Genomic DNA, 20,716 nt, shown 5'->3' on the forward strand with positions numbered 1-20,716 from the left:
GGCCGCCGCCGGTGCTTACAAATGGTGCTTACAAATGGTGCTTAAGCGGTATCCAGCGCCGTTGGCGGTGGCTGTCTAGGCCAGCTTCTAACAGCATCATGCTGCGCAGCGCGTCTTCAATATCAACGGGCAACGGTGTTTTATCACGTATCGCCGCGGCCACGCCGTGATAATAAGCGAGATAGTCACCCGCCTGTGTGACGTGCTCGTGGCTTGCCAGCGGCGCATCTTCACCGTCGCCTTCGCGTAGGGTCAGCGTACCTGGCGAGTCCTCGCCCCACTTAGACGTTGGTGTTTCTCCGGCTTTTAAGCGGTCCTCTTGAGGATCTAAGCCGTATTTAAGGTAGCTGCCTTTTGTTCCATGAATACGAAAACGGGGTGTTGATTCAGCCATCAGGGTGCCAGCACTGAGGCTGACGCGGCAAGCGTCGTACTCCAACAGTGCCAGAAAATCATCATCAGCTTTAGCGCCGTCTCTGCGCACACCTAGGTCTAGTAGAATAGCGTTCGGCATTCCGAATAATTCACAAGCTTGGTCAAGCAAATGCGGGCCAAGGTCATACCAAATACCACCACCGGGTGTGGCTTTTTCACGCCAGCGGTCACGAACCTCCGGCCGAAAACGGTCAAAACGCGACTCAAAGCCGGTAATGCGCCCTAACGTACCGCCTTCTAACAACGCTTTTACGGTGAGAAAGTCGCTATCCCAGCGGCGGTTATGAAATACCGATACCAAACGCTCTTTATCAATCGCTAGCGCTTTTAGCTGTTTGGCTTCTGAGAGCGTCACGGTAAAAGGCTTATCCACCACCACGTGTTTGCCCGCCATCAACGCGGTCTTAGCTAACGAAAAGTGGGTGTCGTTAGGCGTTGGAATAACGATAAGGTCAATATCGCTACGCTGACACAGCGCCAGCGCTTGGCGTTCAACCTCAGCATCTAAATCAGCCTGCACTTTGGCGGCATTACTGGAGGATACTGCGACTAAATCCAGGCCTTCCGTTGCCTGAATGAGCGGCGCATGAAACGTTTTACTTGCAAATCCATAGCCAACGAGGCCAACGTTAATAATTGCCTTCATGGCATTCCTTAGTCATGTTGACGGTTTGCATTTGGGTATGACTCAGCCTGTGTAAGCGGTCACAGGCTGAGCCAGCATAGCGACTAGTCGAGTTTGGAAAGATCGCGAACCGCACCTTTGTCTGCAGACGTTGCCAGTAGCGCATACGCTTTTAGAGCGGGTGTGACCTTACGCGGGCGCTGTTCAACGGGCTTCCAGGCGTCTTTGCCTTTGGCTTCCATGGCTTCACGGCGCTTTGCCAGCACGGAATCAGGTAGCTGCACATTAATCGTGCGATTCGGAATATCGATCAAAATGGTATCACCCTGCTCTACTAGACCAATCGCGCCACCCGCCGCAGCTTCAGGAGAGACATGGCCAATAGAAAGACCAGAAGTGCCGCCCGAAAAGCGGCCATCGGTCAGCAGTGCGCAGGCTTTACCCAGCCCTTTGGATTTTAAATAAGAGGTCGGATAGAGCATTTCCTGCATGCCAGGGCCGCCTTTAGGACCTTCGTAGCGAATCACCACGACATCGCCCTCTTTGACCTTACCATCCAATACGTTGGCTACGGCCTGGTCTTGGGACTCCACGACGTGGGCTTTGCCTTCAAACACGAGGATCGAGTCATCAACGCCTGCGGTTTTAACCACACAGCCATCGAGAGCGATATTGCCGTACAGTACCGCTAAGCCGCCTTCTGTTGAAAATGCATGGGCTAGGTCGCGAATACAGCCAGTAGCGCGATCACCATCGAGGCTTGGCCAGCGGGTGCTTTGCGAGAAAGCGGTTTGGGTCGGCACACCACCAGGGCCTGCTTTGAAGAACTCAACTACTTCAGCGCTTGGCGAGCGCATAATATCCCACTCTTCTAGCGCCGCTTTTAGGCTATCGCCATAAACCGTTGGTACCGAGGTATCCAGTACACCAGCACGATCTAACTCACCCAAAATAGCCATAATGCCACCGGCACGGTGAACGTCTTCGATATGGTATTTCTGGGTATTGGGGGCCACTTTACATAGCTGTGGCACTTCCCGGGAAAGGCGGTCGATATCCGACATAGTGAAGTCGACTTCTGCTTCCTGGGCTGCTGCCAGCAGGTGCAATATCGTATTCGTAGACCCCCCCATGGCGATATCTAACGTCATGGCATTTTTGAACGCAGCCTTATTGCCAATCGCACGTGGCAGTAGGTGGGTTTCTTCACCTTCGTAGTAGCGCTTGGCCAGTTCCACAATGCGGTGGCCAGCGTTTTCAAATAACCGCCGACGATCAGAATGGGTCGCCAGCACGGTACCGTTCCCCGGCAGCGCCAGCCCCAGCGCCTCCATCAAACAGTTCATCGAGTTGGCGGTAAACATACCCGAGCAGCTTCCACAGGTGGGGCACGCACTACGCTCAACTTCGGCAAGGGTTTCATCGTCAACGCTGTCGTCAGCCGCCATCACCATGGCGTCAACCAAGTCGAGACCGTGATCTAATAGCTTGGTTTTACCCGCTTCCATGGGTCCACCTGACACAAAAATCACCGGAATATTGAGACGCATAGCCGCCATCAACATTCCTGGGGTGATTTTGTCGCAGTTGGAAATACACACCAGCGCATCGGCACAGTGGGCATTACACATGTATTCGACGCTATCAGCGATGATATCGCGGCTGGGCAGCGAATAAAGCATGCCATCGTGGCCCATCGCGATACCATCATCTACCGCAATGGTGTTGAACTCTTTCGCCACACCGCCTGCTTTTTCAATTTCACGTGCGACCAGCTGGCCCATATCTTTTAAGTGAACATGGCCCGGCACAAACTGGGTAAACGAGTTCGCCACCGCAATAATCGGCTTATGAAAATCGTCATCTTTCATACCAGTGGCGCGCCACAAAGCGCGGGCACCGGCCATATTGCGGCCAGCGGTGGTCGTACGGGAGCGATACTCGGGCATGGTGTCCTCTACATCTTTATCATGGCCTACCGCATTCTTGGCGGCAGGCAAGTGAATCCAGCGGCCTTAGATTGTGGCATGAGCGCAACGCGTAGACTAGATGGTGAGGGCAACCGCCGTGCCCTGCTCAGCGGTTATCCACCAAAATCAAAACGTTTCCCATTGCTGTGAGTCATCTTGATTAGCCAGGCCTCGCGCTGTGGAGCTGTTGCGTGAAGGCAAGCGTAGCGATGCTTTTCGCTGCGCTTGATTAACCTGCTGTAGCTTTTCCCGAGCAACCTGAATATTTTCTTCCTGCGCGCCTTCCAAACGGAAAGCACCCACCACATTCGCTAGCTCAAACGTTTCTAGGGCTAAATTATCAGCAGACGCTGCAATCGTTTGTACCTTGGTGGCATTTTGCTGAGTAACGCTGTCCATTTCTGCGATGGCTGAATTGATTTGTCCGATACCGCTGCTTTGCTCGCTAGACGCGGTGCTAATCGACTCCATGAGCTCGCTAACACGGCTGACCTGCTGCATGACATCGTCGATAGCACGTTCAGCCTGCTCGACAGCACCGCGACCACTACTAACTTCTTGGGTTGTGCTATCAATCATCTTACGAATTTCTTGGGCTGCTGTAGCACTACGGCTAGCCAAGTTGCGAACCTCGCTAGCTACAACGGCAAAACCACGTCCATGCTCGCCAGCACGAGCGGCTTCAACAGAAGCGTTCAGCGCTAGAATATTGGTTTGAAAGGCAATCCCGTCGATAACACCGATCATTTCCGTCATTTTTTCAGCGCTTTGAGCAATACGCTGCATTCTTGCCACCAACTGCTGCATTTGTTCACGGGTGTCGCGAGTGCTGGATGTATTCTGCATCGCTAACTCAGTTGCTTGACGGGCACTCTCGGTATTTTGTTGTACCGTCGAGGTCATCTCTTCCATGCTAGACGCCGTTTGCTGCAACGAGGAGGCTTGCTGTTCGGTGCGTGATGCCAGCTCCTCATTTTCTGCAGCAATTTGCTGAACTGCGGGGGTGACGACGGACACGCGATGCTCAACTTCCCCTACAATGCTGGCAAGGCTAAAGCGCATGGTATCCAGCGAGTACAGCAATGCACCTAACTCATCCTTGCTTTCACGGCGCTCTCGGGCGGCTAGATTGCCCGCCGCAATTTGGAACGTAATATGACGTGCACCTTCTACGCTGCGCAGTACTGATCTTAAGATAATGCTGCTAAGCCCCACCATCAGTAATAAACCAATAGCCACCAGCACCACTTGGGCAATCAACATTTTCTGGCGGCCCTGCTGCGCCAGTTCAACCAGCGCCTGAGCATTGGCCCGCTCATTACTCACTAACTGGCTACTGCCTTCTCGCAGCTGCTCAGTGGTGGGCTGTACGCCATCATTAAAGGCTTCGAAAGCCGCAAAACCATTGGCATCACGGATAGCACTAAGCGTGGTGTTCACGCTGGCACTCCAGGCAGAAAGCGTGGACGCAAACGCTTGCTGACGCTCGGTGCTAGCGTTGCTGTCGGTGCGGTAGCCATCCCAAAGCGTTTGGATTGACAGGGAGTACTCGTCAACAGACCCAGCAACCGCGTCTATGTCAACACGGCGAGGGTTGCGAACGGCGGGTTCTAACAGGGCCACCACCTGCCCTACTTGACGTTCAAGACGTTGAAGATTAGCAACCGCCTCAAGCCCCGTCCGATTTAGCGACTCCAAGCGCTCGCCAGAGACCATTAAACCGTACATGCCTAAGCCTCCGGCTAGCCCTAACAAAACCAGCGACGTGACCACCATACCGGTTAGCTTGGCTCTTAAACTGGTAAACTGAAAGCTTTTAAGAATGCCCCCTAATCCGCGACGTTTAAGTACGCCTTGCGCCAATACATAGTGGCGAGACTTACCCTTCTCTCGGATTTCTTTATAAACCGTTTCAGCTAGCGCAATACTGCTGGCCGTTGTCTTACGACGTACCGAGGTGTACCCCACAATGCGATCACCATCCCGGAGCGGAGCGACGGTAGCATTCACCCAATAGTAGTCACCGTTTTTACGGCGGTTTTTAACCGTTCCTTGCCACGTCGCCCCTGACTGAATCGTTTTCCAGAAATCAGCGTAGGCTGCTTCAGGCATATCAGGGTGGCGAATTAAACTATGGGGCGCTCCCATTAACTCATCACGGGTGTAGCCGCTTATCTCTACAAACGCCGCGTTCGCGTACGTTACATTGCCTTTTAAATCAGACCGTGAGATCAGTACAGCTTCGTCATCAAGCGTGTACTCACGCTGAGTGACGGGTTGGTTATTGCGCATTCAGAAACTCCCAGGGGCTTTTTTAATTTTGATTTGCTCCTATTATCCCGTGTTGCAAGGGAATTTAACCACTAAATAACTATGCAAAAGCGCCGCACTCTTCGGTGCGGCGCCTTAACTAAACGGTTGTTTTTTTACGTTCGATTGAAGAGCCTACGTGAAAACCACATTGGCAACATCACGATAGCGGTTCGCAAAATGCACCGTCATTCCCTCTTTCAAATAATCGGGAAGCTCTTCGTAATCGCGTTTATTGGCTTCTGGAAGAATCACTTCAAAAATATCGCTGCGGCGTGCGGCGATAATTTTCTCCCGAATTCCCCCCACCGGTAAGACTTGCCCAGTTAAGGTCAATTCACCCGTCATTGCCAAGGGGCGATTAATCGCCTGATGCTTAGCCAGCGAAAGCAATGCCGTGGTCATCGTGACCCCTGCTGACGGGCCGTCTTTGGGCGTTGCCCCTTCGGGCACGTGAAGATGCACAAACGCTGAGTCAAAGAAGTCGGCATCGGCACCATACTCTTGCAAGTGGCCAAGCGTGTAGCTGTAAGCAATATTGGCGGACTCTTTCATCACATCGCCAAGCTTGCCGGTAAGTTTAAAGCCACGATCCAGCGCATGGACTTTGCCCGCTTCAATAGGCAGTGTTGCGCCTCCCATGGAAGTCCAAGCAAGACCGGTAACAACGCCTTCGCCTTTCAGCACTTTCTCTTTGCGGAAAAGCGGTGCTCCCAGGAATTCTTCCAGGTTTTTAACCGAAATTTTTACCGTTTCTACCTGCTCTTCGAGAAGCTTCACTGCTGCCTTACGAACAATACGATGCAGCTGCTTTTCAAGCTGGCGAACACCCGCCTCACGGGCATAGCCATCAATCACCTGCTTGAGCGCGGCATCCGTTAAGTTAATACGTTTTTTCGGCAAATTGTCGCGTTTCAGAAGCTTTGGCCATAGATGATGCTTAGCGATCTGTAGCTTTTCTTCTGCGATATAACCTGACAGACGGATCTGCTCCATACGATCAAGCAGCGGCCCTGGGATCGAGTCCAGCGTATTGGCGGTGCACAAGAACAGTACTTTGGAAAGATCCATGCGCACATCGAGATAGTGATCCAGAAAGTCGACGTTTTGTTCGGGATCTAGCACCTCAAGCAGTGCTGATGCAGGATCACCCTGAAACGATTGGCCTAACTTATCAATCTCATCGAGCATGATCACTGGGTTTTCGACTTCAACTTCTTTAAACGCCTGCACTAGCTTGCCGGGCATTGCGCCCACGTAAGTACGGCGATGCCCTTTAATTTCAGCCTCATCGCGCATGCCACCTACCGAAAACCGATAGAACTCACGGCCTAATGCTTCAGCAATAGAGCGTCCAATCGAGGTTTTACCGACCCCAGGCGGGCCAACCAGCAATACAATCGAGCCACCCACGTCGCCTTTAAAAGTTCCTTCGGCCAGAAACTCAATAATCCGCTCTTTCACGTCTTGTAAGCCATCGTGATCGCGGTTGAGGACTTCCCTGGCATGGGCCAAATCGAGCTTATCCTGGCTGGTAACGCCCCAAGGTAACGAGGTTAGCCAGTCAAGATAGTTACGAGTAGTGCCGTACTCTGGCGAGCCGGTTTCTAGCACGCTGAGTTTATTAAGCTCATCATCGATACGCGCTTGAACGCGCTCCGGTACCACCAGCGACTCTAGGCGGTTCCTAAACGTATCGACATCGTTTTCGCGGTCGTCTTTTGAAATCCCCAGCTCTCGCTGAATAACTTTAAGCTGCTCACGTAAGAAGAATTCGCGCTGCCGTTCCTGCATTTGAGCATTAACTTGCTCGCTGATTTCACTTTGCAACTGGGCAACATCGATTTCTTTGCGTAGCAGGGGGAGTACTTTATGCATTCGCTCAGCCACTGACAGCGTGGCCAATACATCCTGCAATTCAGGGCCTTTGGCAGACGTTATAGCAGCTGCGAAGTCTGTCAGAGGGCCAGGTTCATGTGGACTGAAGCGGTTCAAGTAATGCTTTAGCTCTTCGCCATAAAGAGGATTAATCGGCAACAGCTCTTTGATGCCATTAATGATCGCCATTGCATAGGCACGGGTTTCTTCATTTTCAGCATCTACTGGCTCTTTAGGATAGCTGACTTCCACCAGATACGGCGGCTCTTTAGACAGCCAACGCTGAATTTTAAAACGCTTAACCCCTTGCGCGATAAACTGGATTTGTTGGTCTTCGCTTTGGAGTTTATGCACTTTAACTGCTGTGCCAATCTCGGGAAAATCATCATGATTTAGAGAATCAACGCCCTGCTCGCCAACAAAGGCAACACCAATGGTGTGATGCGGTGTATTTCCCACACGGCGCATCGTTTCTTCCCAGCGTTCGCGGTTGATGACCAGCGGCTGTACCTGAGCAGGGAAAAATGGTCGATTATGAATCGGCAACAGATAGATACGCTCTGGAAGCATATCGCTGGCGGGTACTAGCGAATTAACTTTCTCACCGTCTGAACGATGGTCTTCACTACCATCATTAGTACGCGGATCATCAGTACGCGGATCGTCAGTACGTGGTTCTTCACCGTGCTCTTGATGCGCGTCAGATTCTTCATCCGTCAGCCAATCTAAGTGCTCGTGATCGCGGTCGTAATCCTGGTCGCTCATGCGCCTCTCCCATAACAATAGCTAGCGGATCAGTCCGCTTAATAATGTTTAAGGGATGTGGGCACACAGTAGAAACTTCAACCCTTAACACCATTAGAGAGGGCTGATAGAGAGGGCTGATACAAAGCTATAAAGCAAAGAGACTGGAGACTTATTGAGGCCAAAGCTGAGGCATAGGACGCCCATTAACACGCCATTCACCACGAATCACGTCAAACTCCAATTCTCGCGTGCCTAAGGGTAGCCCTAGCCAAAGAGCTGCCACGGTAGGTGCATCGTACCAGGTGAAATCACCATCAACACGATCTAGCCAGCGGGCACGCTCTTCTGGTGTAGTCAACTCTGTTATAGTCAGCTCATCAAGCCGACGCGCATCAAAAAAGAGTGCGCCATCCGCATTAACAGTGATGCCCAGGAGTGGGCTCTCGATCGCCACTGTTGTAATGTCTAAGCGAGGTGAATCACGTAACACCCCCATCAAACTAGGGGCCAAACGAACCAATAACCCTTCCGCCATGGGAAGACTGGCATCACCCCACGCGGCTTCCTGGCGCAGTCTTAAGATCGTTTCGCGCACGGCATCTGCATTTAAACGTGAAAGTTCCGCGTCTATTCGGCCACTTAATAACGGCGTATCAGGAGCCTCGCTAGGAACGCTAACTTCGCCAATGATTAGCTCGCCATTGAGACGAAGCTCTTGTTCATCGAGCACCATGTGGCTGTGAACATCGAGTGGCGAAAGGTGAATATCATAAGCAGGATAGTGAAGCGATAACGACTCAACATGCAGGTGGTCGCGTTGAGCAAAATGATAGGCATCGTCAATATAGGTATAACGGCTTTCAAGGGAGGAAGGCCCCATCGTCAGCTGAGCAGGGCCATCGGTTAACGTGAGCTGATCAAGCAGCGCGCGCAACCGCCAATCACCAAATACGCCCTCCAGACGCATTCTGGCTCCACGAACCGATAATTCACGGCCGTTTTGTTGAATCACAAAGGGAGCCAGCGCTAAACGCAGTTCGCTATGGCCGCTTACCGTGTGGTAGCGCCCTTGCCAACGTGGAATGGACGGTGCAGAGACTTCGCCCACGGCTTTTTGCAAAACGCTGTCTAAACGGGGCAGAAGCGTTCCTTCAACATCAGTACTTAATGCGCCATGACGCGCACGGTAAGTGAGTTCTAGTCGCCATGGCCGCCCTAACAAGGGCGATAAAAGCAGCTTTCCCTGAGACGTTAGCCACCCTTGGCGGCTCTCTGTCCGGCTAACTCGCCACTCGCCTCGTGCTTCTAAATCTTCTAATGCTTGGCGAAGGCTGCGTTCAAACAAAATACTCGATAGCAGTTGCGCCACCATCCACGCCACCGCCAGGGCCGCGAGAATAGGGACGATCAGTCGTTCCTTGCGCATGCGATCTCCTTGAACACCCCCTCGATTGGAGACGTTCGCCACCGACGTTGCGTAATCAGTTTTTAGTAATTATCCGAATCCATTCATTATTATATAAGTAATTCATCTGCCTTCTTGTACTGCCTGCTTATACTGATAGATTTTTTAATGCAGCCAAAACCATAAATGCATCGTACTCCACGCATAGATACCGGCCATGACATCATCAATCATAATGCCAAATCCACCGGCAACACGCCTATCAGCCCAGCGGATAGGCCATGGCTTGAACACGTCGAAGATACGAAAAACAATGAACCCCCAGAGCGCCGCTTCCCATGAAAAGGGTACGGCCGCCATGGTGATCCAGTAGCCAACAAATTCATCCCAAACAATACCAGAGTGATCGTGCACACCTAAGTCATGGGAGGTTTTATCGCATAACCAAACCCCAACGACAAAGGCGGCAAATACAATGCCGAGATACCAGCTCAAGGGCAGGTCGGCCATCATCCAGTAGAAAGGAATAGCCGCTAGCGTCCCGAAGGTACCTGGTGCCCAGGGCACTGCACCACTGCCCAGGCCAAAGGCGAAAAAATGGGTTGGCCGACGCCAAACGCTCGCTGGTGCTCGGTTCATGGCGCTCCCCCGCTAAAATGCTGCCATCCTTCGTAGTCACTGGCATCAACACCAGTCACGCCTAGCGTTTCTGTACAGCGGCCTATTACAGTTAGTGACAGGCCAAGGTCAGCGAGTCGCTGCTGAGCAATAGCGATATTGAGTGGTGAAAGTGTCACCAGTAGCTCGTAGTCGTCCCCCCCCGTTAGCGCGGCTTTTATCGCACCATCGTGGCCTAACGTCTCATGTAACCCATTCGCTAACGGCAGTGCATCTAGCGCTAGTGCACAGCCCACTTCAGACGCGTTGCGTAAGTGCGACAAATCTGCCAGCAAGCCATCCGAAACATCTAATGCTGCGGTTGCAAGACCGCGTAATGCCACACCTGCTGCTAAACGAGGTTGTGGCAACAAGTAGCGGCTTAGCAGCGGGTGCGAAAGATCGCGTTCACCCTGGCGCCAAAGGGCTAGGCCACCGGCTCCGCCACCAAGCGCACCCGTCACCGCAATGACATCTCCCACGCTTGCGCCTGAACGGGTCAACGCATCACCTGTTGGCACTTCGCCCATCACCGTGACACCAATGGTCAATGCCCCAGAGGTGACATCCCCTCCGACCAGAGCGGTGGAATGTTGCTGGCAAAGCGCATGAAACCCTTTCGCGTACCCTGCTAACCACTGCTCAGCAGCATCGCGATCAACAAAGGCACTCTTATCCAGCGTTAGTGCCATCAGACACCACCGGGACGTTGCTCCCATCGCGGCTAAATCGCTGAGTGCCACTGCCAAAGCACGGTGCCCTATCGCATGTGCTGGGGCATCGTGGGGGAAATGGACATTACTCACCGATGTATCAACGCTAACCACAAGCTGCTGACCTGCTTGGGGCACTAAAAGCGCTGCATCGTCGCCATTTTCAAGCGCTATACCGGCTGTCGCGTGCGCCTCCTGCGGCGACATGAAGTAGCGCTGAATCAGTTCAAATTCGCCAAGCACAAAGGCCCCTTAAACGTATTATCAGAAGGCTTGCCTTACAGACGGCGAGCACTGACCTCGGCACTTCGTAAGCGATTTGCCAGCTTATCGAGAATACCGTTTACGTATTTATGGCCGTCGGTGGCACCAAAAGATTTGGCCAGCTCAACGCCTTCGTTAATCACTACGCGATAGGGCACTTCCATCCGCCGAGACAGCTCGTAGGCGCCCAAACGAAGGATAGCTAACTCAACGGCGTCAAGATCTTCTAGGCGACGGTCGAGCAATGGGGCAATTTCACGGTCTAACTCTGCTTTGAATCTGACCGTGTTATGCAGTAATTCATGGAAAAGCGCTTTGTCGGCGATTTCCATTACTTTTACCCAGTTTTCGTAATCTTCTAGGTCATCATCCGCTACTTGGCTGCGAAACTCAGCTTCGATAGTGGTGATTGATTTACCCGTCATTTGCCACTGGTAAATTCCTTGAACCGCCAGCTCACGTGCGGCGTGGCGCCCTAGCTGTGCAGCAGAAGGCTTACGCTCACGACGTTCACTCATTGGTTATCTCCTAATGGCAATGCGCGCAGCAACGATACCATTTCCATCGCTGCCATTGCCGCTTCCGTACCTTTATTACCTGCTTTGGTGCCCGCTCGCTCGATTGCTTGTTCGATAGTCTCAACGGTCAACACCCCGTTTGCCACCGGTGTATCAAACTCAAGCTGGAGGTGGTTAATGGCGGTATTACAGCCACCAGCCACATATTCAAAATGCGGCGTGCCTCCACGAATAACCGCGCCCAGCGCGATAACAGCATCGGGCTTCATGACCTTAAGCACACGCTTTACTGCCAGCGGCAGCTCCCAAGCACCGGGGACGTGGACAAGGTGAATATTGTCCGCATCAACGCCATGGCGCGTCAGGCTATCGATAGCGCCTTCCACCAGGCTATCCACCACATGGTGATTGAAACGACCTACAACGATGACATAACGGCCATCGACATCTACAAAAGTACCTTCAACTTGCGAAAGGGATTGCATCAATTTATTCCTGCTGAGAAGTTGGCTCATACGCCGTGTCATTAGGTCCCAAGCGCTCAACCACTTCGAGATCAAAACCAGAGAGCGCCGAGAATTTCCACGGTGAGCTGAGTAGCCGCATTTTACCTACCCCTAGGTAGCGTAGGATTTGCGAGCCAGTACCAATCGTTAAATAATTACCTGAACCGTCTGAATCGCTGGTGCGCGGTTGACGCACGCGGTCCAGAAAAATATCCAGTTGATCTTTTAAATCCTGATGGGGACGACCATCATCAATCAGCACAAAGACACCCGAAGGTGCATCCGCGATCTCTTTCAGGGCACGATGAGCATCCCAACGGCACTGCTCACCTTTCATTAACCCCACAATATCACGTAGCGTATCCGCTAAGTGAACACGCACAGTAGTGGGCTGTTCTGGGGTCGGTTGCCCCTTAACCAAGGCTAAATGATGAGCGCCCTGTATGCGGTCACGGAACACATGCAGCGCCAGCTCCCCATGGGCCGTCATCACGCTGGTGGTTTCGACCGGGTCAACGGTTTGCTCATTAACGATACGATAGTGGATTAAATCGGCAATTGTGCCAATTTTAATACCATGCTTTTTGGCGAACACTTCAAGCTCAGGACGACGCGCCATACTGCCATCGTCATTCATGATTTCACAAATGACGCCGCTGGGGTCACATCCGGCTAGCGATGCCAAATCACAGGCGGCTTCGGTATGCCCTGCCCGGCGCAAAACACCACCCGGCTCGGCCATCAGCGGAAAAATATGGCCGGGCTGTACAATATCTGTCGGCTTGGCATTTGCTGCCACTGCGGCTTGTACCGTGCGGGCACGATCGGCTGCGGAGATGCCGGTGGTCACCCCTTCGGTCGCTTCAATGGAGAGCGTAAACTTAGTGCCAAACCCAGAGCCATTGTCACGCACCATCAGCGGAAGGTTAAGCTGTTCGCAGCGCTCACGCGTCATGGGCATGCAGATAAGTCCGCAGGCATAGCGTGCCATAAAGTTGATATGCTCGGCCTGCACTTTTTCGGCCGCCATGATGATATCACCTTCGTTTTCGCGATCCTCATCATCCATGAGAATCACCATTTTGCCCTGGCGGATATCTTCCACCAGCTCAGCGATAGGGGACAAACCCTCTGAAGAGGAATGCGCCATGGAATCTCCAAAATAAGTGGTCGCAATACATGCGATTTCGCGCGTCAGGGTACCTTGCTCTGGCCCTGTGCGCTAGTCAGTGCGAGGTTCAGCGATTATTCGCCAATCACTCCCAACGGCGCGAATTTCTTTAATAGTCAAACGTTTTTGGTCAGCCATACGGGTCATACCGGGCAACGCAAATAGTGGTCGAGCTTCACCCCCCAACAGCGTTGGCGCGACAAACAACTGCAGCTCATCCACCGCGTTCGCCTCTAACAGCGCGCCTGCTAAAGTAGCACCGGTTTCAACGAGCAGTTCGTTTATCTGCTCATGCTCAGCTAGCCAGCTCAGCATGTTGGCGAGGTCGATTCGACCTTCTTGATCCGCAGGCATTACCTTAATAAGCGCACCCGCAGCTTCCAGCTTTTGACGTTTTTCGTCACTGTGATGTTCGGTGGTAATAATCAACGTGCGCCCTGGTTCACGAAGGCAGGCTGCCGCTAGCGGTAGACGCAGGCGTGAATCTAAGATGACACGCAGCGGCTGGCGCTGACTGACCGCCTCTGCATTATCAAGCGCCAGCTGTTCCGCGCGCACTGTCAGCCGTGAATCATCCATAATAACGGACTCAACGCCACTTAAAATAGCGCTTGATCGAGCGCGCAGACGCTGCACTTGGCTACGCGCCTCTGGCCCAGTAATCCACTGCGACTCTCCTGACCCCATGGCAGTACGACCATCAAGACTCATGGCCATTTTTAAGCGTACAAAAGGACGTTTGCGCTGCATACGCGAAATAAAACCAGGGTTTAATCCACGTGCATCCTGCTCTAACAGGCCAACCTCCACCTGGATACCCTCATCCCGTAGCCGCTGGATACCGCTACCGCTAACGCGGGGGTTAGGATCAACCATGGCCACGACCACTCGTGCAACGCGAGCATCCGCTAACGCAACAGCACAAGGGCCTGTGCGTCCCGTATGGGAGCAAGGCTCCAACGTGACGTAGGCAGTGGCACCTTCCGCTTTTATACCCGCTGCGTTAAGCGCATGAATTTCTGCATGAGGCTCTCCGGTACGCAGATGGAACCCCTCACCCACCACTTGCCCTTCAGTGTGTTGATCGTAACGGACAATAACGCAGCCCACTCGAGGGTTAGGGTCGGTTGTATAAAGACCCTTAGCCGCTAGTTGCAAGGCACGCGCCATAAAGTGATAGTCAGCGCTAGTGAACCCTTCTTCCATCGGCTCTTTTATCGACTCTTTCATCAACCCTCTCCGCGATGTGGGTCGCTGGGGGCGGATGCAAGATGATCACCAGGATCTTGAGAAAGGCGGTCTATCTCAGCGCGAAATTCGTCTAAATCTTGAAATTTACGGTATACCGATGCAAAGCGGATATAGGCGACCTGGTCGAGCTTGCTTAACGCTTTCATGACGGCTTCACCGATATCCCGCGCGTTGACTTCGCGATCTCCACGGGCACGAAGCGATTGGCGAATACGCTCAACGGCAGCTTCTATTGCCTCGGCACTGACTGGGCGCTTTTCAAGCGCACGCAACATGCCTGCCCGCAGCTTACTCTCGTTAAACGTTTCCCGTGAGCCATCGGATTTCACAACTCTCGGCATGATGAGTTCTGCGGTTTCATAGGTAGTAAAGCGTTCTTGACAGCTAGCGCATTGGCGACGACGGCGCACCTGGTCACCGTCGGCTACCAGCCGCGAGTCGGTCACTCGAGTATCATTAGCACCACAAAAAGGGCAATGCATGGCAGTCAACCTGTTGTCAGTACGTGCAGCGTGTCAGCCTGTGCAGAGAACGGCACTTATCGGCATATTATGAACTATTGTTAGCAGTAAAGTCGCCACGCGCTACAACGATATGCAGTAAAGAGGCACTTGCAAGCAAAAATAGTCGCTTTATTAAACGCGGCGTTAACCTAGCATTGTAACGATTTGGCACACAAGCTGCAGCGTTTGTCGTAGGTTGTTTAAGAGGACACTCCATGACCCCATTTGAGCAGACGGTCTACCATTTCCTTTCGCACCTCTACGGCCCCCGCGCCAGCGAGGTACAGCGCCGCCTTGGACAGCACATTGAGCACTTTCGTCACGTATCAACGGCTCCACCCGTAACAGAAATTACCGCGGGAGAAGAGGATCATGCACCAACGTGGAGCGAAAAAGATCAGTGGATCATTAGTTACGGTGATTCCATTGTGGCAGATGACGCTCCCCCTCTTGCGGTACTGAATGAATTTCTTCAACGCTATCTGGGTGAGCGCATTAGCGGCGTGCATGTGCTGCCCTTCTTTCCATGGAGCAGCGACGACGGCTTCTCAGTTATTCATTACCGAGAGGTTAATCCAGAGCTGGGTAACTGGGAGCACATACGCGAACTGGCCAGCCACTACGACGTGATGGCAGATTTAGTGCTTAACCACGTGTCTCGCGAATCGCTCTGGTTTGTTGATTATTTAACCGGCAGCCTGCCAGGCCGCGATTACTTTATTGAGGTTGAACCGGAAACTGATGTTTCCCAGGTAATTAGACCACGCAGCAGCCCCTTGCTCGTGCCTATTTCTACGCGTCGGGGAACCCGCCATGTATGGGCAACCTTCTCGGAAGATCAGATCGACTTAAATTTTGAAAATCCTGACGTATTGCTAGAATTTGTTGGCATTTTGCTGTTTTACCTCCAACAGGGCGTGCGTATCATTCGCCTGGATGCTGTGGCATTTTTATGGAAACGTTTGGGAACATCGTGCATTCATCTTCCAGAGACACACACCGTCGTGCGTTTACTGCGCGCCATTGTCGATGAAATATCACCGGGCACGCTGCTAATTACCGAGACCAATGTTCCTCACGCAGAAAACATCAGTTACTTTGGCCTGGAGCGACTTGCCAATGGCGCACCCGACGAAGCCCATATGGTTTATCAGTTCGCATTGCCACCGCTGCTGCTACATACGCTCACGCGCGGTGAAGCGACCACTCTGCAGTCCTGGCTTGCTAGCCTGCCGGTACTGCCTAAGCAGTGTACTTATTTAAATTTCACTGCCAGTCATGATGGTATTGGCGTGCGTCCTTTAGAGGGCTTGCTTCCTGACCATGAGCGAGATGCGCTGCTAGAACTGATGCATCGCTTTGGTGGCTTTGTCAGTATGCGTAGCAATCCTGATGGCAGCGATACGCCTTACGAAATCAATATCACCTGGTTTGAAGCCATGCGCGGCACACGTCGAGGGCCAGACCCTTGGCAAATTGCCCGCTTCCTTTGCAGCCAAGCCATCATGCTTACGCTTCAGGGCATTCCCGCCCTTTATATCCATACCTTGACAGGCACCCTTAACGATGTCGAAGGGGTAGAGCGCAGCGGCCGCTTACGTTCAATTAATCGCCGCCGCTGGCAGCGTGATGAGCTAGCGCTATTACTCGAAAGCCCCTCAACACCGACCCACGATGTGTTTCATGCACTTAGTCGTCTGCTCGAACAACGCCGGTCAGAACCCTGCTTCCATCCCCATGCTGCGCAGCGCGTGCTGCCCACGCCCCCAGAGTTACTTGCTATTGAGCGAGGCCCCCTCAGTGACGGCCGCCGTTTATTAGCCCTATTTAACGTAACCGATACACTGCTGCCATTAGATAAGGTGGGAGAGGCGCTTGAACGAGCGCTTAGCCATCATGCGTGGCGTGCTTTAGACCAACAAAACGCTGGTGAAGAGACTGCGTTACCACCTTACGCCATACGATGGATGGTAACGGATGCTTGAAACATGCGTTGCGGCATAACGTCTCAGCAGCGGGCAATATAATCGTCAAATAATCTACGGCTGAGATACTGCAGCATTAATCATTAACTAAAACGGTTAACTATGCTGCAGCAGAGTATCGCCATTGGCCCCCTGGGGTTCAGTCTTCATCAGCTTGTGTTGGTCATGGCTTTTTTGATGGCACTTTTAGTGGGGGCGCTACTAGGGCGGCGGCACAATGTCGCGGTGAGCGACACACTCATAACGGTGTTTTTTATCGCCTTTATTGCCGCGCGAGTAGTATTTGTTGTGCGGTACTGGGGCGCATATGATGGCATTATTGCTCGGTTTGACATTCGAGACGGTGGCTTTGATTTAACAGGCGGTATAATTGCCGGTCTTGGCTATGCCAGCTGGGTGCTGTGGCGCTCTTCTCGTCAGCGCTGGCCTTTAAGTGGCGCTTTGCTGGCGGGCGGCCTAACCTGGGGTCTTATCGTTGGTAGCACCGCCTTAATTGAGCAACAGTCGCGCCCTCTCCCAAACACGCCGCTAGTCGACCTAAGTGGCCAATCTACCAATCTACCTCAACTTGCTCACCAGACGCAGCAGCCTATCGTGGTTAATCTTTGGGCAAGCTGGTGCCCCCCTTGTATTCGTGAAATGCCTGTTTTTGAAGAAGCGCAGAACGCCGAACAAGGCATTACCTTTGTATTCGTAAACCAAGGGGAGGATGCCCAACACATCGAAGCGTTTATGCACCAGCATGAACTTTCACTGGATAATGTGTGGCTTGACCAACGCAATGCACTGGGAGAAGCGACGGGGGCTCATGCCATGCCGACCACCCTTTTTTACAGCGCGGAAGGAAAGTTGCTTAACACCCATTTTGGTGAACTCTCCCGAGCCACCCTTCACCAAGGTTTGGAACGTTTACGTTGAGACACCCTCTTACATGGGCCCATTTCATCAGCGGTTTACCTTGCTTAATTTTTATATAAGGACCTCCCCATGAACTACTTTTCCCTGACACGTTTAAGCAGCTTGTTACTATTAACAAGTATTGGCGCCACATCGGTTGGCCATGCCGAAGAACTACCTGCACCAGTGCAAGCGTTAGCCAACCAAGGTTTAACAATTCACGGTCAGTTTGAGGCACCAGGGGGCATGCGTGGTTACGGTGCTAGCGTCCAGGGTCAGGATATGGCGATTTATTTAACCCCTGATGGCGAACATGCCATTGTCGGTACGCTGATGGACAGTCAAGGCAACGACCTTACCGAAGCACAGTTAGACGAACACGTTCGAGCTCCTTTAGAAGCGCAAACCTGGGAACTGCTAGAAGAGAGTCACTGGATCCAAGATGGTGATAAGGACGCTCCGCGGGTGATCTACACGTTTACTGATGCCAACTGCCCCTACTGCCGCCAACTTTGGGAACAAAGCCGCCCCTGGGTAGAAGCAGGTGACGTGCAACTGCGTCATATTATGGTCGGTATTTTAGCGCCAAATAGCCCCGCCCTAGCAGCCACGCTGCTAGGCGCAGACGACCCTTCAACCGCGCTATATAACCATAGCAAAGGCGATTCGCTTTCAGCGAGCGCACAGCCAAGAGATATTGAAGAGCAGGTATATGCCAATAACCAGCTGTTTGAGGAGTTAGGCCTTTACGCTACGCCTACCAGCGCATTCCTACGCGAAACAGACAACGGTGATGTGCGTATTGATAGGATTCAAGGCCTGCCAAGCGAAGAGCGCATGATTGAAATGATGGGTAGTGAAGCGCCTTAGTACCGTCCATGATACCGTCTTAGGGCTGCGGCTAGGTACGGCTGCTTCCACTCAACGTTCTCTTCGTAACCAGTAGCCCGTGGTGTTATCACACCACGGGCTACTGGTTTCCCTGATACGCGTATTGCGCTGCTTAGAGCGCAGCCCGTCAGGCCGATTATTCGTCAGCTAAGCTTTCGAAACGGGGTATGCCTACGTTCCAAGGCTCGATGTCGCCTTTCTCGCCGAAATTGTCATGGTCACCAAGTACATGACCATCATGTTCACGGGTTTGCCCGTAGAGCGAGCGTTTGTGGAAAGTAGGCCCGAAGCGCTCAGCGGTTTCGACAATATCTCCCGTATAGCGAGGGTCTTGCGGGCGCTCTTGGCTGCTCATGTAATAGGCAATATCCCAGGCATCTTGATCGCTTAGCGAGCGCGGTTGACCGAGCGGCATATTGTTGTAAATGAACCCTGCGGCAGTATCTACCCTAACAATGCCTGCGCCCCAGTTATTAGAGCCATCCCCCCAAGGCGCTGGAAAAACGTACTCGCCGTTTTCATAGTGCCCAGAGCCGTCTTCTTGGTGGCAAATGGCACAGTTTTCCTGATATGCGACTTCGCCACGGGCGTAATCAGGGGCTTCAGCTGGCTCATCTGGCGCAGGAAAGCCACGGCCATAAATTGGCTGACTGGGGTACATAGGCGCTCCCGTAGCCAGCCATTGATGATAAGCACTCAGCGCAAGCATTTCGTCACTGCCGTACTCAGGCGGCGTACCATTCATCGAGTAAGCAAAGCAGCCAGCAATGCGCTCTTCAAGGTTGTTAACGTGTTGGTTTTTACCCCTGAAGTCAGGAAGCGTGACCGCTGCTGCCCACACCGGTGCACTAAACGGTTGACGCCCTTCACCTAAGTGACAGCTAGAGCAGTTCATATCGTTATAAACATTTTCACCACGCAGTTGCTGGGTATTGGTGAATAAGTCGTAGCCATAACGAATGACTTTTTTTAGCTCTGGGTGAATATCAGCCTCTTCCAGGTCTGCCATGGTCGGCGGAACGTGAACTAGCTCGCCTTCTTGCGGGGCAGGAAAGCCAAGCTCCACTAACCCTTGGTAAGGCATTTCATCCGTTGTGGCTGCCTCATTGGCAGCGAAGGCACTGACCACGATACCTGTGGCTAATGAACAGCCTGTTAGCGCTAACACGAGACGCTTTTTATGCAAATTCATTGTGCTGTCTCCCCTTCTTCACTGTCGGTTTGAGCGCTAACATCCTGGGTGGCATACCATGCAGACACCGCTTGGATATCCTCATCACTCATACGCTTAGCAATAGCCCCCATCAAATTCTGAGGATCATTACTGCGCTCATCATTTTGCCAAGCATGCAGCTGGTTGCTTATATAGCCTGCATGCTGGCTTGCAATGCCGGGGAACTCTTCACCAACGCCCGTGCCACCCGGTCCGTGACAGCTTTTACATGACACAATATAAGCATCCCAATCTCCACGCTCAGCCAGTTGTTCGCCACGAGCTAATAAAGCCTCATCAGCATCATCCCCCCCTTGGCCTGGCGTTATGGGCATTTGGCTATAGTAAGCGGCAACATCCGCTATTTGCTGGTCATTGAGCATGTTAGCAAAGGGCATCATGGTAGCGTTTTGGCGCCGCCCCTCTTTAAAATCATGTAGCTGCTTAGCGATGTAATCAGCATTAAGCCCTGCCAAACGCGGCCATGACTCACCACCAGGTATATTCATTCCGCTGCCGTTAGCTTGGTGGCAGGCAATACACGTCGCCGCGGCAGCTTGGCCGCGTTCTGCATCACCCGTTTCGGCAAAAACGCTGCCAGCAACGGTGCTGGCACCGACAAAGCTCGCCCCTATCAGCAAGCTAAACTTGCCCCACTGTTTTTTATTCATATTTCCCCCTGACTGCCGGTCGTTATTTGTTTATCTCGTGGTTATTTCCATACTCACTTACTACGTTCTGGCTGTTATGGCTAAGCGAACGCTATCCAATCGCCTC

General features: G+C 52.6%; 17 protein-coding genes. 3 read left to right on the forward strand and 14 right to left on the reverse strand.

What is annotated here, in order from left to right:
• Nucleotides 1–28 precede the first annotated feature (28 nt).
• The 12 genes from K1Y77_RS11465 to nrdR form a co-directional block, all read right to left on the reverse strand.
• On the reverse strand, nt 29–1,081 hold the full coding sequence (locus tag K1Y77_RS11465; RefSeq protein ID WP_264428563.1) for an oxidoreductase: 1,053 nt from the start codon (nt 1,079–1,081) through the stop codon (nt 29–31).
• Between the two features lie 83 nt (nt 1,082–1,164).
• Nucleotides 1,165–3,009 carry a dihydroxy-acid dehydratase gene (gene ilvD / locus K1Y77_RS11470; RefSeq protein ID WP_264431475.1) on the reverse strand — a complete coding sequence of 615 codons (1,845 nt, stop codon included), beginning with the start codon at nt 3,007–3,009 and terminating at the stop codon, nt 1,165–1,167.
• Nucleotides 3,010–3,156: 147 nt separating this feature from the next.
• Nucleotides 3,157–5,322 carry a methyl-accepting chemotaxis protein gene (locus K1Y77_RS11475; RefSeq protein ID WP_264428565.1) on the reverse strand — a complete coding sequence of 722 codons (2,166 nt, stop codon included), beginning with the start codon at nt 5,320–5,322 and terminating at the stop codon, nt 3,157–3,159.
• Nucleotides 5,323–5,475: 153 nt separating this feature from the next.
• Nucleotides 5,476–7,983: an endopeptidase La gene (gene lon, locus K1Y77_RS11480; RefSeq protein ID WP_264017873.1), complete on the reverse strand. Its 2,508-nt coding sequence runs from the start codon at nt 7,981–7,983 to the stop codon at nt 5,476–5,478.
• 151 nt (nt 7,984–8,134) lie between these two features.
• A complete protein-coding gene (locus K1Y77_RS11485; RefSeq protein WP_264428567.1) occupies nt 8,135–9,391 on the reverse strand; it encodes a YdgA family protein in 1,257 nt (418 codons plus the stop codon).
• A gap of 144 nt (nt 9,392–9,535) precedes the next feature.
• The gene (locus K1Y77_RS11490; RefSeq protein WP_009721756.1) at nt 9,536–10,009 is read right to left on the reverse strand and encodes a phosphatidylglycerophosphatase A family protein; all 474 of its coding nucleotides are present in this window, start codon (nt 10,007–10,009) and stop codon (nt 9,536–9,538) included.
• Nucleotides 10,006–10,983 (reverse strand): thiamine-phosphate kinase, encoded by a 978-nt coding sequence (thiL, locus tag K1Y77_RS11495; protein ID WP_264428571.1) that lies wholly within the window; start codon nt 10,981–10,983, stop codon nt 10,006–10,008. The genes K1Y77_RS11490 and thiL overlap by 4 nt, the downstream gene beginning before the upstream one ends.
• Before the next feature lie 35 nt (nt 10,984–11,018).
• Nucleotides 11,019–11,522 (reverse strand): transcription antitermination factor NusB, encoded by a 504-nt coding sequence (nusB, locus tag K1Y77_RS11500; protein ID WP_009721754.1) that lies wholly within the window; start codon nt 11,520–11,522, stop codon nt 11,019–11,021.
• Nucleotides 11,519–12,007 carry a 6,7-dimethyl-8-ribityllumazine synthase gene (gene ribH, locus K1Y77_RS11505; protein WP_264428576.1) on the reverse strand — a complete coding sequence of 163 codons (489 nt, stop codon included), beginning with the start codon at nt 12,005–12,007 and terminating at the stop codon, nt 11,519–11,521. Before ribH ends, nusB begins: the two co-directional genes overlap by 4 nt.
• Before the next feature lie 4 nt (nt 12,008–12,011).
• Nucleotides 12,012–13,178: a bifunctional 3,4-dihydroxy-2-butanone-4-phosphate synthase/GTP cyclohydrolase II gene (gene ribBA, locus K1Y77_RS11510; RefSeq protein ID WP_030071808.1), complete on the reverse strand. Its 1,167-nt coding sequence runs from the start codon at nt 13,176–13,178 to the stop codon at nt 12,012–12,014.
• A gap of 72 nt (nt 13,179–13,250) precedes the next feature.
• A complete protein-coding gene (ribD, locus tag K1Y77_RS11515) occupies nt 13,251–14,429 on the reverse strand; it encodes a bifunctional diaminohydroxyphosphoribosylaminopyrimidine deaminase/5-amino-6-(5-phosphoribosylamino)uracil reductase RibD (protein ID WP_264017870.1) in 1,179 nt (392 codons plus the stop codon).
• Nucleotides 14,429–14,932 (reverse strand): transcriptional regulator NrdR, encoded by a 504-nt coding sequence (nrdR, locus tag K1Y77_RS11520; protein ID WP_030071806.1) that lies wholly within the window; start codon nt 14,930–14,932, stop codon nt 14,429–14,431. Before nrdR ends, ribD begins: the two co-directional genes overlap by 1 nt.
• Before the next feature lie 236 nt (nt 14,933–15,168).
• Here nrdR and K1Y77_RS11525 point away from each other — a divergent pair, with 236 nt between their 5' ends.
• The 3 genes from K1Y77_RS11525 to dsbG all read left to right on the forward strand — a co-directional run bounded on the left by K1Y77_RS11525 (nt 15,169) and on the right by dsbG (nt 18,705).
• Nucleotides 15,169–16,938, forward strand: coding sequence for a sugar phosphorylase (locus K1Y77_RS11525; RefSeq protein ID WP_264428579.1), 1,770 nt, complete (start codon nt 15,169–15,171; stop codon nt 16,936–16,938).
• Between the two features lie 102 nt (nt 16,939–17,040).
• Complete coding sequence (locus tag K1Y77_RS11530; RefSeq protein ID WP_264428580.1) at nt 17,041–17,856, forward strand: TlpA disulfide reductase family protein; 816 nt, start codon at nt 17,041–17,043, stop codon at nt 17,854–17,856.
• 69 nt (nt 17,857–17,925) lie between these two features.
• A complete protein-coding gene (gene dsbG, locus K1Y77_RS11535; protein ID WP_264428582.1) occupies nt 17,926–18,705 on the forward strand; it encodes a thiol:disulfide interchange protein DsbG in 780 nt (259 codons plus the stop codon).
• Between the two features lie 157 nt (nt 18,706–18,862).
• On the opposite strand, the gene K1Y77_RS11540 is transcribed toward dsbG, so the two are convergent.
• Nucleotides 18,863–19,918, reverse strand: coding sequence for a c-type cytochrome (locus tag K1Y77_RS11540; protein ID WP_264428583.1), 1,056 nt, complete (start codon nt 19,916–19,918; stop codon nt 18,863–18,865).
• Nucleotides 19,915–20,610 (reverse strand): c-type cytochrome, encoded by a 696-nt coding sequence (locus K1Y77_RS11545; protein ID WP_030071798.1) that lies wholly within the window; start codon nt 20,608–20,610, stop codon nt 19,915–19,917. Before K1Y77_RS11545 ends, K1Y77_RS11540 begins: the two co-directional genes overlap by 4 nt.
• Between the last annotated feature and the right edge of the window lie 106 nt (nt 20,611–20,716).

Source organism: Halomonas qaidamensis (assembly GCF_025917315.1).
GTDB classification, from domain to species: domain Bacteria; phylum Pseudomonadota; class Gammaproteobacteria; order Pseudomonadales; family Halomonadaceae; genus Vreelandella; species Vreelandella qaidamensis.